General features: G+C 37.8%; 19 protein-coding genes. 10 read left to right on the top strand and 9 right to left on the bottom strand.

Going from position 1 to position 14,851, the window contains the following annotated elements; all coding sequences use genetic code 11:
* Position 1 precedes the first annotated feature (1 nt).
* The 5 genes from ACFX4W_RS20200 to ACFX4W_RS20180 form a co-directional block, all read right to left on the bottom strand.
* Positions 2-1,624: a glutamate/serine transporter AimA gene (locus ACFX4W_RS20200; RefSeq protein WP_043981464.1), complete on the bottom strand. Its 1,623-nt coding sequence runs from the start codon at positions 1,622-1,624 to the stop codon at positions 2-4.
* Between the two features lie 405 nt (positions 1,625-2,029).
* Positions 2,030-2,485 (bottom strand): hypothetical protein, encoded by a 456-nt coding sequence (locus tag ACFX4W_RS20195; protein ID WP_014459377.1) that lies wholly within the window; start codon positions 2,483-2,485, stop codon positions 2,030-2,032.
* 241 nt (positions 2,486-2,726) lie between these two features.
* Complete coding sequence (locus ACFX4W_RS20190) at positions 2,727-3,179, bottom strand: DMT family transporter (RefSeq protein WP_013057779.1); 453 nt, start codon at positions 3,177-3,179, stop codon at positions 2,727-2,729.
* A 12-nt stretch (positions 3,180-3,191) separates the two neighbouring features.
* Positions 3,192-3,620, bottom strand: coding sequence for a DMT family transporter (locus tag ACFX4W_RS20185; protein WP_377559979.1), 429 nt, complete (start codon positions 3,618-3,620; stop codon positions 3,192-3,194).
* Positions 3,621-3,690: 70 nt separating this feature from the next.
* Positions 3,691-4,005: an ArsR/SmtB family transcription factor gene (locus ACFX4W_RS20180; protein ID WP_013083854.1), complete on the bottom strand. Its 315-nt coding sequence runs from the start codon at positions 4,003-4,005 to the stop codon at positions 3,691-3,693.
* 295 nt (positions 4,006-4,300) lie between these two features.
* Here ACFX4W_RS20180 and ACFX4W_RS20175 point away from each other — a divergent pair, with 295 nt between their 5' ends.
* The 3 genes from ACFX4W_RS20175 to ACFX4W_RS20165 all read left to right on the top strand — a co-directional run bounded on the left by ACFX4W_RS20175 (position 4,301) and on the right by ACFX4W_RS20165 (position 6,787).
* Complete coding sequence (locus ACFX4W_RS20175; RefSeq protein WP_043981466.1) at positions 4,301-5,791, top strand: MFS transporter; 1,491 nt, start codon at positions 4,301-4,303, stop codon at positions 5,789-5,791.
* Positions 5,792-6,077: 286 nt separating this feature from the next.
* A complete protein-coding gene (locus ACFX4W_RS20170; RefSeq protein WP_013057775.1) occupies positions 6,078-6,248 on the top strand; it encodes a hypothetical protein in 171 nt (56 codons plus the stop codon).
* Positions 6,249-6,394: 146 nt separating this feature from the next.
* On the top strand, positions 6,395-6,787 hold the full coding sequence (locus tag ACFX4W_RS20165; protein WP_043981467.1) for a hypothetical protein: 393 nt from the start codon (positions 6,395-6,397) through the stop codon (positions 6,785-6,787).
* Positions 6,788-6,810: 23 nt separating this feature from the next.
* Here the strand turns inward: ACFX4W_RS20165 and ACFX4W_RS20160 are convergent, their stop codons facing one another.
* Positions 6,811-7,167 carry a helix-turn-helix domain-containing protein gene (locus ACFX4W_RS20160; RefSeq protein ID WP_013057773.1) on the bottom strand — a complete coding sequence of 119 codons (357 nt, stop codon included), beginning with the start codon at positions 7,165-7,167 and terminating at the stop codon, positions 6,811-6,813.
* A gap of 267 nt (positions 7,168-7,434) precedes the next feature.
* Here ACFX4W_RS20160 and ACFX4W_RS20155 point away from each other — a divergent pair, with 267 nt between their 5' ends.
* Positions 7,435-8,418 carry an asparaginase gene (locus tag ACFX4W_RS20155; protein WP_043981468.1) on the top strand — a complete coding sequence of 328 codons (984 nt, stop codon included), beginning with the start codon at positions 7,435-7,437 and terminating at the stop codon, positions 8,416-8,418.
* A gap of 20 nt (positions 8,419-8,438) precedes the next feature.
* Positions 8,439-9,869, top strand: coding sequence for an aspartate ammonia-lyase (aspA, locus tag ACFX4W_RS20150; protein ID WP_013057771.1), 1,431 nt, complete (start codon positions 8,439-8,441; stop codon positions 9,867-9,869).
* Between the two features lie 32 nt (positions 9,870-9,901).
* On the opposite strand, the gene ACFX4W_RS20145 is transcribed toward aspA, so the two are convergent.
* Positions 9,902-10,345, bottom strand: coding sequence for an HIT family protein (locus ACFX4W_RS20145; RefSeq protein WP_080781661.1), 444 nt, complete (start codon positions 10,343-10,345; stop codon positions 9,902-9,904).
* Between the two features lie 242 nt (positions 10,346-10,587).
* On the opposite strand from ACFX4W_RS20145, the gene ACFX4W_RS20140 reads away from it, so the two are divergent.
* The 4 genes from ACFX4W_RS20140 (at position 10,588) to ACFX4W_RS20125 (ending at position 12,774) form a co-directional block, all read left to right on the top strand.
* Positions 10,588-11,010, top strand: coding sequence for a MerR family transcriptional regulator (locus tag ACFX4W_RS20140; protein WP_165574956.1), 423 nt, complete (start codon positions 10,588-10,590; stop codon positions 11,008-11,010).
* A 427-nt stretch (positions 11,011-11,437) separates the two neighbouring features.
* Positions 11,438-12,019 carry an ATP-dependent Clp endopeptidase proteolytic subunit ClpP gene (clpP, locus tag ACFX4W_RS20135; RefSeq protein ID WP_043981643.1) on the top strand — a complete coding sequence of 194 codons (582 nt, stop codon included), beginning with the start codon at positions 11,438-11,440 and terminating at the stop codon, positions 12,017-12,019.
* Between the two features lie 12 nt (positions 12,020-12,031).
* On the top strand, positions 12,032-12,196 hold the full coding sequence (locus ACFX4W_RS20130; RefSeq protein ID WP_165574957.1) for a hypothetical protein: 165 nt from the start codon (positions 12,032-12,034) through the stop codon (positions 12,194-12,196).
* Between the two features lie 161 nt (positions 12,197-12,357).
* A complete protein-coding gene (locus ACFX4W_RS20125; RefSeq protein WP_016764756.1) occupies positions 12,358-12,774 on the top strand; it encodes a YhfM domain-containing protein in 417 nt (138 codons plus the stop codon).
* A 279-nt stretch (positions 12,775-13,053) separates the two neighbouring features.
* On the opposite strand, the gene ACFX4W_RS20120 is transcribed toward ACFX4W_RS20125, so the two are convergent.
* The gene (locus ACFX4W_RS20120) at positions 13,054-13,323 is read right to left on the bottom strand and encodes a GlsB/YeaQ/YmgE family stress response membrane protein (RefSeq protein ID WP_043981471.1); all 270 of its coding nucleotides are present in this window, start codon (positions 13,321-13,323) and stop codon (positions 13,054-13,056) included.
* 350 nt (positions 13,324-13,673) lie between these two features.
* Between ACFX4W_RS20120 and ACFX4W_RS20115 the strand changes: the two genes are divergently transcribed.
* Positions 13,674-14,489 (top strand): STAS domain-containing protein, encoded by an 816-nt coding sequence (locus ACFX4W_RS20115; protein ID WP_043981472.1) that lies wholly within the window; start codon positions 13,674-13,676, stop codon positions 14,487-14,489.
* Between the two features lie 43 nt (positions 14,490-14,532).
* Here ACFX4W_RS20115 and ACFX4W_RS20110 read toward each other — a convergent pair whose 3' ends face one another.
* Complete coding sequence (locus tag ACFX4W_RS20110; protein ID WP_013057763.1) at positions 14,533-14,718, bottom strand: aspartyl-phosphate phosphatase Spo0E family protein; 186 nt, start codon at positions 14,716-14,718, stop codon at positions 14,533-14,535.
* Between the last annotated feature and the right edge of the window lie 133 nt (positions 14,719-14,851).

The raw sequence follows: 14,851 nt of genomic DNA, 5'->3' as shown, positions 1-14,851 counted from the left end.
GTTATGACTCTTTGGAAGCGGCTGTTTCAGCCGCTGCTGCTTTTAAGTCGTCATTTACTTTTCTTCCATTCTCTAAATACTCCGTTTTAAAGCCGCTTTTTAAAGCCCATGTGTAGAAGAGAAGAGAAACAACAACAATAATTCCCATATCCCATCCATATTTAATGACGTTAAGGCCCCCAAACTTTTCGCTTCCAAGCCATGAAATAGTCATCATACAAAGTAAGTATACAACCATCCATACGCCACCTTTGAAGTTCTGGCGGAATCCCTTCCATTTAGCCTTTGCTTGATAATAAAAATAAATAGGCAGGCCGATTAAAATAATAAACAAAACTTGTCCAGTTAGCGGCCAGCGCGCCCAATATAGCGTTAATGAAGCAAAAATAAAGCCGAGCGGCGCAATAATGCTTAATCCTTTTAAACGAAGGGGACGATATAAATCGCTTCCAGTTCGTCTTAGCGTCATAACCGTAACAGGACCTGTAATGTAAGAAATAAGCGTAGCGACTGAAATAATTTCAGCAAGCACGCCCCAGCCTCGAAATAAAAACAAAAAGACAAGAGCAACAGCTAAGTTAAAAAACATGGCTTGACGCGGAACACCATAAATAGGATGAAGGCGTCCTAGAACACTTGGCAAATATTTATTTTGTTCCATACCATAAATCATTCGAGCAGTAGTAGCTGTATACGTAATACCTGTTCCAGATGGTGAAACAAACGCATCTGCATACAGGACAATGACAAGCCAGTTAATGTTAAGGGCAATGGCTAAATCTGCAAATGGAGAGTTGAAATTTAAATGACTCCATCCCTTCGCAATATCAGAAGGATTTACCGCCCCGATAAAAGCAATTTGAAGAAGCAAATAAATGACAGTAGCCACTAAAATTGAGCCTACAACCGCAATTGGAATAGATCTCCCAGGATTCTTTGCTTCTCCAGCCATATTAATCGGGCTTTGAAAGCCGTTAAAAGCGAATACAATTCCAGACGTAGCAACAGCTGTTAGCACACTAGCCCAGCCGTTTGGTGCGATGCTGCTTCCAGAAGTGAAGTTCTCGCCGTGAAAGCCGACAAATAAAAGTGCTCCAATTGTAAGTCCCGGTATAACAATTTTAAAAATAGTGATTAACGAGTTGGCCTTGGAAAATAGTCCAACTGTCCAATAATTCAGTAAAAAGTAAATAATCAATAGCACAGTAGCGATAGCTAATCCTTCGCCAGTTAACGTTCCTTTTTCTACGAGGTGGCTTGTCCACTGTGCCCACTTCCAAGGCCACGAACTCATATACTGTACAGAAGCTACTGCTTCGACTGGAATAACGGATACAATCGCAATCCAGTTTGCCCAAGCAGCGATAAAACCAATAAACGAACCGTGTGAGTACTGCGTATACTTGACCATCCCGCCGGCTTCGGGAAACATGGATCCTAATTCACTGTAAGAAAGTGCAATAAATAAAATAACGACCATTCCAATGACCCATGATAAAATAGCAGCCGGCCCTGCAATTTGAGCTGCTCGCCACGCTCCAAATAACCAGCCGGAACCAATAATTGATCCAAGTCCCGTCATGGTTAACGCGAATGTTCCCATTCTTCGATGTAAATTGTTCATCTGACTAACACCTTTCATGTAAAATAAGTCTTTCATTTAAACACTGTTGTAAACATTGTTGCTTTATTATTATTATTCTGAAATCTTTGGTTGTCAACTTTTGTCGTTGCATGCAGTTCTTAATACCTATTGATTTCCAGTTACGCAGGACAGCTATCCTCAACCTTTCTGTCACGATAATTAAAGCGCTTTACTTTCTTTTTCATCCTACAGGAAACCCTACAGAAATAGATAAAAACCGACAAAAAGTTATCAAGTTCATACCTTATGCACTAGCAATATGAAAAAATTAGGGGATAAGTGATAATTATATTCCCTAAATATGTGAAGAGAAAACACACTTCATAATAAAGCCCCTTTTGAATAGAGGAATAAATACCTTCAAAAGGGGGGAGAGTTGGAATTTTATCTTTCTTGATGTTTATACTCGAGTAGTTTTACGACGTTTTCTACATCATTTTCAGCAGAAAGTTCGTTGATATTCACTTTATAAATAAGCGTATCCGTTGCAAAAAATTCATCTTCTCCTTCAGGTTTTACTTTTAAGTTTAAGATTTTCACCCGCACAATATGAGTGAACTTACCGCCTTTACCGGGCTGTATTTCACCCATTTGTATCCCGATATCATCTTTTTTAATAGGGCGAACTTTTACTTTTTTATGCTGTTTACCGTAAACCTTCTCATAATGAGAAGTAATATCTTGATGTACCCAAGGTTCAAGAGATTGATAAATAAAATCTTTTACAACAGGCTGACTTACGTGTGATTCTATATTTTCTTCTGGTATATTTTCTTCTGCGGAAATGGAAAGCGTAAAACAAAAAAAGACAAATGCTGCTAAAAATAAAAATTTTCCCACGAAAAAACCCACCTTACCTGTTCGTTTATGTAGCTGATTTTCTAGATCTGCCTCTTTATCTTTTGAACAAAGGCAGGAAGGTATGCACAAATTTTTTTGTGGAATTTACCTTATTTAAAATCAATTTAGTTTAAATAAAATATGTTCTAAATAATTGATTGAAAATTCAAATGCGGTTTACGTACAAAAAATAGCCAAGTGCGCCTTTACATAGGGGCACTTGACTATTTTCATGAACATTTTATGCTGCTGTTTTCTTATTGCCTTTAAAAATAAAATAAAGAGCTAATAACATAAATGCTACACCAATCCAGCGAGATAGATCAAAGGGTACTTCCTTGCTTCCAAACCAGCCAAAATGGTCGATAATCATACTTGCAAATAACTGACCGATAACAGTTGAGATATTAGCTGCTGTTACACCAATTTTAGGTACAGCTAAAACCGTTAGAAATAAATAAGATGCTCCGAATAAAGCGCAGGTAAGCTGCCATTTAGGGACATCGAAAACCGAGAGAATGTTTCCTTGCCCAAAGAATACGACGACAATTGTTAAAATCATGGCACCTGTTGCAAAGGTTAAAAAAGCTGTTTCAAACGTACCTGTTTTTTTACTTAGTGTGCCGTTAATAGAAGACTGAGCGCTTAGCGTTAATCCTCCTATTAAGGTAAGTATCACCATCAATAAACTCATCGTAAAACCCTCCTAGAAAATAAGTACAAGCGCAATTCCCATACATACAATAGCCATTACGCGTTCTTTGTTAATTTTAATTTTGCTGCTGCCAAGCCAACCAAAATGCTCAATAATCATACTTGTAATCATTTGGCCCACAATAACAGCAACCATTGAAACGCCAATTCCGATAAAGGGGATACTAATCACTAGAATTGTTAAATACACCGTACCTAATAAACCGCCGGTTAAATTCCACTTAGGTGCTTTTAAGACGTAAGGTAAATCTCCTTTTCCAGCAAATAAAGTGGTCAGACCTAAAATGAGTGTTCCCATGATAAAAATATAATAACTGCTTTCAAGTTTCCCCACTATTTTTCCAAGTTCTCCGGCAATAGCGCCTTCCATACTTAAAGCAGCGCCGCCTAGAACCGCAATCAAATAAACCAACAACTTCACGTTTATCACTCCAATATTTCTTTATATTTATATATCTAGAAAAATAGATATAATAAGTGAAAAAAACTCGTTAAAGTTTTTTTCGTAAGAATGAAGAAAGCTCTTGAAGCGTTTCTTCGTTTCGGCGATAGTATGTCCATTGACCGTGCCGAATTGACTCTAACAAACCTGCTTTTTGCATCATGGAAAGATAACTGGACACTGTGGACTGAGACAGCTGAGCTTTTTCCTGAATATCTCCCACGCAAACACCGCCTCTGCTGCTGACCTCCTTAGGCAAATGTGCTTGTTTGTCTTTAAAATGCTTTTCAGGTTCTTTTAACCACTCCAATATATTTAATCGAGTTTCATTAGACAATGCTTTAAAGATATCAATAGGTTTCATACTTATTATTTTATTCGTCACAGCTCAGATGTCAAATGTTCAAGTTTGCATTTTATAGTTGAATAACAAGCGATGGGTTGAATTATAACAGCTGTGAAAAAAAAGTCAACTTATAATAGAGGATAAAAAAGAACGGTTTACCCAGCCCTTTTTCTATTTATATGACCAAGAAGTATCTTATTCTTTTGAGTAGAAAAGGTGACATATTCCTTATTTTTCAAGGGGTAGTTTAGTAAAATAGAAAAAAGTGAATAACAAAGGAAGCTAGTCTATTTACTCAGGGGGAGGGCTGCATATGCAAGGGAAAACAAAACAAGTGCGCTTTCGTAATATGGTAGCGTATGGATTTGGGGATTTGTTTGGCGGAGGATCCTTTTTTATTATCGGCACATTATTTATGGTTTTTTTAACGGATGTAGTCGGGCTTTCTCCTGTAGAAGCAGGAACGATTGTAGCTCTTGGAAAAGTGTGGGATGCTTTGTTAGATCCAACCATTGGGTACATATCTGATCATCTTCAGACAAAAAAAGGACGAAGAAGAGTCTTTTTTCTTTTTGGAATCATTCCAGTTGCCATCACGTTCACTATGCTATGGATTCCTATTGAAGGCTCGCATATGTTCAAATACACCTATTTTATCTTAGCCTACCTTTTATTTAACACGGCGTTTGGTATGGTCATGGTTCCTTACAATACGCTAGCAGCAGAGATGACGACAGATTATAGCATTCGTTCGAAAATGACGGGAATACGCATGGTCTTTTCGCAAGGCGCTTCATTTTTAGGCGCTTTCTTTCCAAAACGAATCATTGATGCGTTTCCAGGTGGACAAGGATATTTAATCATGGGCATTATCTTTGGTCTTCTTTTTGCTCTTCCATGGATTTTTGTCTATAAAGGAACTTGGGATAGCGGAGAAGTAGTGGAACGAAAAAAGAAAAACAGATTTTGGTTAGAATTTAAGCAGCTTTTTATCAGTTTTGGAAGTGCATTTAAAAATAAGTCGTTTAACGTGTACCTTGCCATGTACTTAGCATCTTACATTGCAATGGATGTATTTAATGCTCTTTTCTTTTATTTTATTGCCTATTACATGCTGCGCGAAGCTATTTATGCAGACACCCTAAGCTTTGTGCAAATTACACAGGTGCTATTTATTCCTCTTGTTACATACATAGCCATTAAGTTAGGAAATAAATTAACCTATAACTTCAGCATGATCATCTGGGGAACGGGCATTGTTTTATTCAGTTTCCTAACAACAGACAGCTCTTTAGTTCTTATTTACTTAGCAGCATTTTTCTTAGGAAGCGGTCATTCTGGAGCGATTATGATTCCATGGAATGTACTGCCGTTCGTATCAGATGTAGATGAAATGATTACGACAAAAAGAAGAGAAGGCGTGTATGCAGGGCTGATGTCGTTTATTCGAAAATCTTCTCAGGCGCTTGCGATTTTTCTGGTTGGTGTTGCCTTAAAGAATATTGGCTATGTACCAAACGCCGAGCAGTCAGCGTCTACGCTAGCCGGCTTGCAAAAGCTGTTCATGATTGTACCTGCTATTTTGATTCTCGCTGGAATTATCGCAACTATATGGTTTAAAATAAGTCCGGAAAATCACAAAATCTTATTAACTGAAATTCAAAGAAGAAAAAAGGGAGGCCGAGCGAAAGACGTTACTCCTGAAGCGAAAGCGGTTTGTGAAAGTTTAACGGGTTATAAATACGAACAGCTTTGGAAAGACGTAACCATTTCAAAAGAAATCCGAGATAAAACGGTTGTTTAACCTATAACTTCGCGAAAAAACGCAAAATTTTCAGCGCAAACAATCGCTAATTATATCCAATAAGAAACTTCCTCTGACGTATTGCCTTTTGACAAGAAAAGAAATTTTCCTGTCTATCGACTCATTTTTCAGGTGAATTTTAGAAAGGAAGGATTTCTTGCCATTAAAGATGTGCAATTTGGCACGTCTTGATAGGGTTGATTGTACAACTTATAATAAAATTATAAACTAGCCACAGGCGCTTTCAAGGCGCAGGTATAAATTAGAAAGAAGGAAGGTACAGTTTATGCCAATTCGATATGTTTGTCCACAATGCCAAGGAGCCGGTAAGAAATTTGGATTTATAAAGTGCAAAGTGTGCAACGGCGAAGGAAACATCATCATGTCTTCTAATGAGCCAGATCCAACTAAAAATAAAAAATTAAAATCATCTTCTAAACAAGACAAAGCAATGTAAGCTATTGCTCGTAAAGGTACGTATGAACCCCGCTTTTCTATAAAAAAGCGGGGTTTTCTGCTAGACAGATAAAAGCTTTTCTTATGATACAATAAAATGAAAGTCGCTAAAATAAGGGATAGGGAACCGAAAGAAGAGGGAGATAGATGGAATACACCGCAAAACAATTTACGCCGCAGTTAGAACAACATATACATACAGTTGAAAGATCTATGCAAGAACTTCTCAAATCAATATATGCACAATATAAAGAAGCTTTTGAAAAAAAAGGGATGGAGATTTCTGTAGGTGTGATCCGTGAAGGGGAAAATGCTTTTCAGCCCGGTTACCACACCACTATTCAAGTGGGTATTTTGGAAAAAGATGAGTTTTTAGACAGTCTTTTTATTCCTATCTGGCACTGTGTACGCACGTTTTGGGGCATCCGTTCTTCCAGGAAGCTCCCAGGCAGCAAGATAACCGGCGAGCTGCTGGAAGAAACAGAAGAGGAAATAACAAAAGAAGTAGTAGGGTATTTAGAAATGCAGCTAGAAGATTAGAAGCACCCTGCTTCTAATCTTCTTTAAATTGAAGAAGGTGCAGTTTCTTTTTCAATTTGTCTTTTAGCACGAATAAAAGCCGTCAGCTGCTGAATTTCTTCTTGAGATAGTTCCGCACCGTCGACCGTAATCGTATGAGTTTGAGGCGATGTTAATTCGATGGGTGCATCTGAAAGAGAGTGAGGTTCTTTTTCCTTACCTAGCAAGTAGTCTGTTGATGTATCAAATAGTTCTGCGATTGTAACGAGTGCTTCAAGAGAAGGACGACGATAGCCAGATTCGTATCCTGCGTAGGTGCTTTTAGCAATTTCAAGCTGGTCAGCTGTATATTGAAGAGACCATTTTTTTTCTTTCCTGAGTTGAGCTAATCTGCTTAACATTCATGACGCTCCTTTGTAGGTGTAGTATGTAAAAAACCGAGGCATTCAGCTCGCGCGCAGATCTTTGTAATCAAACCGTGAGCTAATTTACATTTTTATTCATTATATCATTGCTGCAGAGAAAAGTGTACGCGAAACGAATAATTTTTCTCTTGATTTATTGATTTTTGGTTACTATAATTACAGGTGAAGTACGCGAAATGAATATAATTTATTTGATAGATTGTCAGGTTTTTTTACAAAAATTAAGCAAAGGGGATGTCGGTTTTGAAAAAACTATTATTGTTATCAACTGGTGGAACGGTCGCTTCACTTGAAGGTGAAAATGGACTTGTTCCTGGAATGGAGCCAGATCAATTACTAAGCTACATACCTGATTTAAATGAACACTGTCAAATTGACAGCAAATCTCTTATGAATCTTGACAGTACAAATATGCAGCCAGAATGTTGGATAGAGATGGCAAAAGCGATTGAAGAGCATTATAATGAATACGATGGTTTTGTTATTACCCATGGAACTGATACAATGGCCTACACATCGGCAGCTCTTTCTTACATGCTTCAGCATTCTAAAAAACCAATTGCGATTACCGGATCTCAAATTCCTATTTCATTTAGTAAAACGGACGCGAAGCGCAACATTGCAGATGCGATTCGCTTTGCATGTGAAGAAACAGGCGGAGTTTATGTAGTCTTTGACGGTCGTGTGATTCAAGGTACAAGAGCAATTAAGCTTCGTACAAAAAGCTATGATGCATTTGAAAGCATTAATTATCCATACGTGGCGTCTATCCATGATAATACGGTGGAATATACAAAATCCGTTCGCTCTAGTAAAGAAGAGTTGGTGGTTAATACATCTCTTTGTACGGATGTAGCGGTTGTTAAACTGTTTCCCGGCATTAAACCCGAATTTTTCGATGGATTAAAGGATGTATATCAAGGCGTTGTTGTTGAAAGCTATGGAAGTGGAGGCATTCCATTTCAAGTTCGTAACATTTTAGCCAAGCTTGTTGAGTTAACAAACCACGGTGTATCCGTTGTCATTACGACTCAGTGTCTTGAAGAAGGAGAAGACATGGGCATTTATGAAGTAGGCCGAATGATTAATCATGACAGCGTCGTTCGCTCAAAAAACATGAACACAGAAGCCATTGTTCCTAAATTAATGTGGGTGCTCGGACAAACCAAAGATCCTCACCAAGTTAAAAAGATAATGGAAACATCGATTGCAGAAGATATTAATTAAAAAAGAAAGCAGGTACAGCTATGAAACAAGAAACAGCAGGATATCGTACAGAAGCTGATTTTCTAGGAGAAAAACAAATCCCAGCAGACGTATACTACGGTGTACAAACCGCACGTGCCGTAGAAAATTTTCCGATTACGGGTTATAAAGTACATGAAGAAATGATTAAAGCGCTTGCTATTGTAAAAAAAGCGGCAGCGCTTGCAAATATGGATACAAAGCGCTTATATGAAGGTATTGGAAATGCAATTGTTCAAGCAGCTGATGAGATTTTAGCAGGTCAGTGGCATGAATACTTTATTGTTGATCCTATTCAAGGCGGAGCAGGAACGTCAATGAATATGAATGCCAATGAAGTTATTGCGAACCGTGCTCTTGAAATTATGGGAAATAACAAAGGGGAATATGGTAAATTAAGTCCTAACAGCCATGTGAATATGTCTCAGTCAACAAATGATGTATTTCCAACGGCTATCCATATTTCAACGCTGAACTTATTAAATAAACTTCTTGTTACAATGAATGACATGCATGATGTGTTTAAACGAAAAGCGCAAGAATTTGATCATGTAATTAAAATGGGCCGTACGCACCTTCAAGATGCTGTACCCGTTCGTCTTGGTCAAGAGTTTGAAGCATACAGCCGCGTGTTAGCGCGCGACATTAAGCGTATCAGCGCAACGCGTGACCACTTGCATGAAGTAAATATGGGGGCGACAGCTGTTGGAACAGGCTTAAATGCAGATCCTCGCTATATTGAAAATGTAGTCAAACACTTAGCGGATATCAGTGGTCTGCCGCTTGTGCATGCAGAGCATTTAGTAGATGCTACTCAAAATACAGATGCTTATACAGAAGTATCTGCAGCGCTTAAAATCTGTATGACGAATATGTCTAAAATTGCAAATGACCTGCGTTTAATGGCCTCTGGACCTCGTGCAGGTCTAGGAGAAATCAGCCTTCCTGCTCGTCAGCCTGGTTCTTCAATCATGCCAGGAAAAGTAAACCCGGTTATGGCTGAATTAATCAATCAAATTGCGTTTCAAGTAATGGGAAATGACCAAACAATCTCTCTTGCTTCAGAAGCAGGTCAGATGGAGCTTAACGTCATGGAACCTGTGCTTGTATTTAACTTGCTTCAATCAATCAGCATCATGAACAACGGTTTCAGAAGCTTTACAGATCACTGTTTAGCAGGAATTGAAGCAAACGAAACGCGCATGAAAGAATATGTAGAAAAAAGCGTAGGGATTATTACAGCTGTTAACCCTCACTTAGGCTATGAAGTCGTATCGCGTATTGCGCGTGAAGCGATTTTAACAGGAAAACCAATTCGTGAGCTTTGCCTTCAATACGATGTGTTAACAGAAGAAGAATTAGATCTTATTTTAAATCCATTTGAAATGACGAACCCTGGTATTGCAGGAAGTTCATTGTTTGATCGTCAGTAAAAAGAACGGCTTCCATAAGGAAGCCGTTTTTTTTATAAAGACATTTGCTGAATGACGCGGCGCATTTTCTGAGCTGTTGCAGCCAAAGCGTCATTTTTTTCAGCAAACTGGGGAATTTGCGTATAAAAATCTCCGAAACACTCCTCTTTATATCTCGGAACGACGTGCATGTGAAAATGAGTTAACTCGTTAAACATTCCCCCGTTTTGAGAGAGAGTAACTCCGTCTGGAAAAAAGAGCGTCTTTACTGTTTTTGTCATTAGCTTCGCTGCATTCATTACGGCCAGTATGTGTTCAGTATCAAATTCGTCAATTTCCACTATATGTGTTTTAGGAAGAATTAAGACGTGTCCTTCGTTAAACGGCTTGTGATCTAATAGGCACGTCACAAAGGAATCTTCAAATATTATATGTGATTTCTCTTGGTTATTTGCTAATCGACACCCTAAGCAATCTATACGTGGATTCCCCATCATATTTTCTCTCCTTTTTTAAGATAACTAAAGTGTAGCACGAGAAGTATCAGGAGAAATAGTTTGAAATATACACAGGTGTTTTTTCGCTTAGTAAAGAGAGCCCGGATATATGACCTAGGCTCTTTGTTTCGTTCTCTTCATATATTTATCTAAAATTTACCATGGTTTTAATTGTAAAAACAAAACCTTTACAGTATAATGATAGTGTAACAGTTAACTGTAACTAATAAGGGGGGGATTGTTTGAATACGTATACAGGAAAGCAAATTACGGAGTTATTAAATAATGAAGGTGCGGACTTGAACCTGCGTACGGTACGGTATTACACGCAAATAGAAATCGTTCCTCCGCTAGTGCTAGCAGGGAACAAACGCGTGTATATAGATCAGCATGTTCACTACTTTCGAGCCGTTTTAACATTATCAAAAGCAGGGGAGTCACTAGCTTCGATTCAAGAAATGCTGCGTTCAATGAGTGATGAAGAAGTAAAAAATATCGGTGCGCAGTTCCCTCTTTACCAAAGCAAACAAATTCAGAATCAAGAAATGCATCAAGTGAACGAAGATGTGTTTGTCGCTATGAACCGAAATTTATCAGCGGACGTACGGCAAAAAGTAATTGAGTCTGTTACTCAAATTTTAAAGGATCATTCATCGCATGATTAAATTAGCTGTGGCAAAATCAGTGATGGAAAAAGAAGAAGGAATGAACCACCTTTGTATTACATTTGAACGTTCGCAAGTAAAAGTAACAAACATCACGATTGATATTCAGCTGCCCGAAGGCCTGTTTAAAACGACAAACTTAAATGGATACCGGGAAAACGAACAGGGGCAAATCGAAGTAAAACATATCGACGATGAACCTCTATTAATAGAGCTCTACACGGAAGAGGCCGTTTTATATCCACAGGCAGAAATTGCAGTTGCTGTGACTTACCGCGATGAAAGCTTGCATATACAGCAAAAAAGGCATTCTCTAATGATTAAATTTACGGATGAAGATTTGATAGGGGATTCATTTTTAAATCATGAAATCAGTGCAAAAGTGAAAAAATTTGCTCATACTAATTCAGGGGAAAGAGGCGGTCACATGAACTTAACTCCATATGTAGTGGAACAAACAAGCAAAGGAGAGCGTGCCTATGATATTTATTCAAGGCTGTTGCTCGACCGCGTGATTATGCTTACAGGTGAAGTTACGGACGAGGTGGCTACTAGTATTATCGCTCAGCTTCTATTTTTAGATGCCGAAAACCCAGAAAAAGATATCAGCATTTATATTAATTCACCGGGAGGATCTATTACAGCGGGCATGGCTATTTTTGATACGATGCAGCTTATACGTGCAGACGTAAGCACATTGTGTATAGGGCTAGCGGCATCTATGGGTTCATTTTTACTAGCAGGCGGTCAAAAAGGGAAACGTTTTGCTCTTCCTAATAGCGAAGTGATGATTCATCAGCCGCTAGGAGGAGCAAAAGGACAAGCAGCTGAAATTGAGATTCGAGCAAAGCGTATTTTGCGGTTAAAAGACCACTTAAATGAACTGCTGTCTGAACGAACAGGACAGTCGCTTTCAACAATTAAAAAAGACACTGATCGAGATACATTCTTTACAGCGGATGAAGTAAAAGAATATGGCATGATTGATCAAATTTTAGTTCATCAATAAGGAGGATGCCGTGTGGAAAAAATAAATCGTTATTCAGTAGAATATGAATGGGCGAACGTGATTTTTTATCAAGAAGTAGAGGCAATGACTATACAAGAAGCAAAAGAGCGCATTCAACATACAAAAGTAAACGCTGCTATTCGCGCTGTTCATGTCATAGAAGATGTCGAATCGTAACGAAAAACTGGATCCTTTCGGGGATTCAGTTTTTTTGAGCAAATGAAGCAGGGATTTAGATGAAGAAAGGAGAATGCAAAAAGAGATTTAAAAACGAGCAGCTGGTAGCATCATTCAGCAAGAACATCTCATTTCAATTACACAAAGAAAGGTAGATGTAAATGAAAAAAGTATGGTCTGGATTAGTTGTTCTCATTGCTATTTGTTGGGTGATAACAGGATGTCAGCAAAGCAGTGCTTCAAGCGGTACTGTTGAACAAAAGCTCGTAATCGAAAAATACATAGCCGATAATCAATATGGCCATGCGGTTAAAATGAAAGACCAAAATCAAGTGCAGAAAGTGCAGCAGTGGTTAAAAGATGTATCATGGAGAGAAGAAAAAGCTGAAATGATTCGAAAACCTAACTACATTCTTCACTTTGAACCGGTGGAAACAAAAAAGGATATAAAGGTACAATCTTATCGCATGTGGGTCAACTTAGAAAACGAAACCGTTGAATTAGCTACAGATACACACTACGCACAGTTAAAGGGCAAACAAGCAAGATCATTTATTGAATTAGTAGAGCCGAAATAGAAAGCAGCTATACAACAATGTCCAATGAAAGCTAAAACTTCACTTGTTCATATCGAAGCTATCTTCACCGATATGCTTGATGATCTCGAAGGTCCAGAGCTGCTCATTACTAACGCGCTTGATATGAGGGTGTAGAAGTATTAAATGTGAGAGGTGACAAGCGGCAATTATTAAATGTAGCAATAAAGAATTACACTTACAGGTACGTCATTGTTAAAACATTTTGCTACAAGAAGTAAGGAAAAAAGAGAAATCAAGACGCTGATTTCTCTTTTTTATTCAGGCATGTCGATGATTATTATTTCCGCGCATTTTGCGTAAAACAAAACTCACAATTAAGACTAAAATAACAGCACCAATAATAGCAGGAACAATTGCGAATCCGCCGATCTCTGGACCGAAATCTCCAAAAATTAGAGAGCCTAACCATGCTCCAATGAAACCAGCGATGATGTTTCCGATAATTCCACCTGGAACATCTCGTCCCGTTAACACACCAGCAAGCCAGCCGATAAGTCCTCCAACAATAAGCATCCAAATAAATGACATATACCTAACCTCCTTTTTATAGGGAATTCCTTTTCATTCTTTCCTAAAACACATCCTGTCATGCGACATGCTTGCTGCAAACCCTTTTACATTTTTTCATCCATTTACCATATATGCCAAGATAGCGCAACATTAAACTGAAGAGTTATGTATGAGAATTCACTGTGAAAGTAACGATAAAAGGAAGGAGAGAAGTTCAGCTTATGTACGTTTTAGATTCAATTTAGCTCATTCTATTCGCAAAAAGGGACATCCGGTTCATTTTTTAAAGCTTTTTCCCTTAGTTTTACTTTTTTTAAAGGTATTTGTGATATCATTTTAAGTAAACAAATTCTTAACGGGAGAACAATATGGAGTCATTATTATTAGATAAAAAGCTTAAACACATTACGAATTTAATTCTAGAAAAAAAAGAAGAGTTCTCAAAACAAAAAAGATATGAAGAAAAAGATATTCAACAACAGTTAGAACCGTGGCGCGTTCATTTAATTCAAATATATGCTGATTCTGTCTCAACAAATGATACAAAAAACTTTGAAGTGCTTGAGGAGTGGGGAAGAGAAGTAGCGAATTTACTCGTTGTCCTTCAGCTTCCTTTGGATGTAGCATTAGAAGAAATCAGCTATTACCGAAATCTTATCGGGGAAATTATTAAAGAAGAAGCAAAAACTGAAACGTTTACGTTTGATGCCTTCTATCAAGTTATTTCTCGTTTTAACGTAGTAGTAGATAAGGCCGTACACTGGGTTAGTAAATCATATATGACCGACTTTGCAAACAAAATCCAATCGGCTCGCTATGCAATTGATGAACTTTCAATTCCTGTGGTACGCATTACGAAAGAAATTGGCGTGATTCCTCTTGTTGGCGATTTAGATACAAATCGCGCTCAAATTCTAATGGAAAATGCACTTCAACACGGCAGCGACTACAAGCTAAATTGGTTGATTATTGATTTATACGCGGTTCCAATTATTGATACGATGGTAGCGGACCAAATTTTTAAAGTAATCGGTGCTTTAAGATTATTAGGAATTCAAGTGGTTTTAAGCGGGATTCGGGCTGAAATTGCTCAGACGATGGTAAACTTAGGGTTAGATTTGGCTGACATTACGACTTTCAGTAGCCTTCACCAAGCAGTGGAACACGTTAATCAAGCGGACTAATACAACATAAAAGCCCATGAGTATGTAACCATATCATGGGCTTTTATTGGTAGAAGAAAATTTGAAGCTTATTTAATAAAGCATCTAATGATTGACTAACTTGAAGTGTGTTAGGACTTGTCATTCCTTCACGGACAGCCGTTTGAATCATTAACGTTCGTGTCTGTTCGATTTCTTCTATTAGTATTTGGTACATGGATTTGTCTTTTGAGTGGGTTGAAAGCAGCATGTTAATTCCTCTTTTTTCTATAGTGATTATGGTTAAATTAACATTAATAGGTTTATTTTTCAATATTATGAAATTAAAAATAGTAAATTTTAAGAATTTTTCATATAAAAAAAGAACCTCTTTTTCAACGGAG

It is taken from the genome of Priestia sp. YIM B13489 (assembly GCF_042787645.1).
Classification (GTDB): domain Bacteria; phylum Bacillota; class Bacilli; order Bacillales; family Bacillaceae_H; genus Priestia; species Priestia megaterium.
This window is presented reverse-complemented; position numbering and strand designations above follow the sequence as displayed.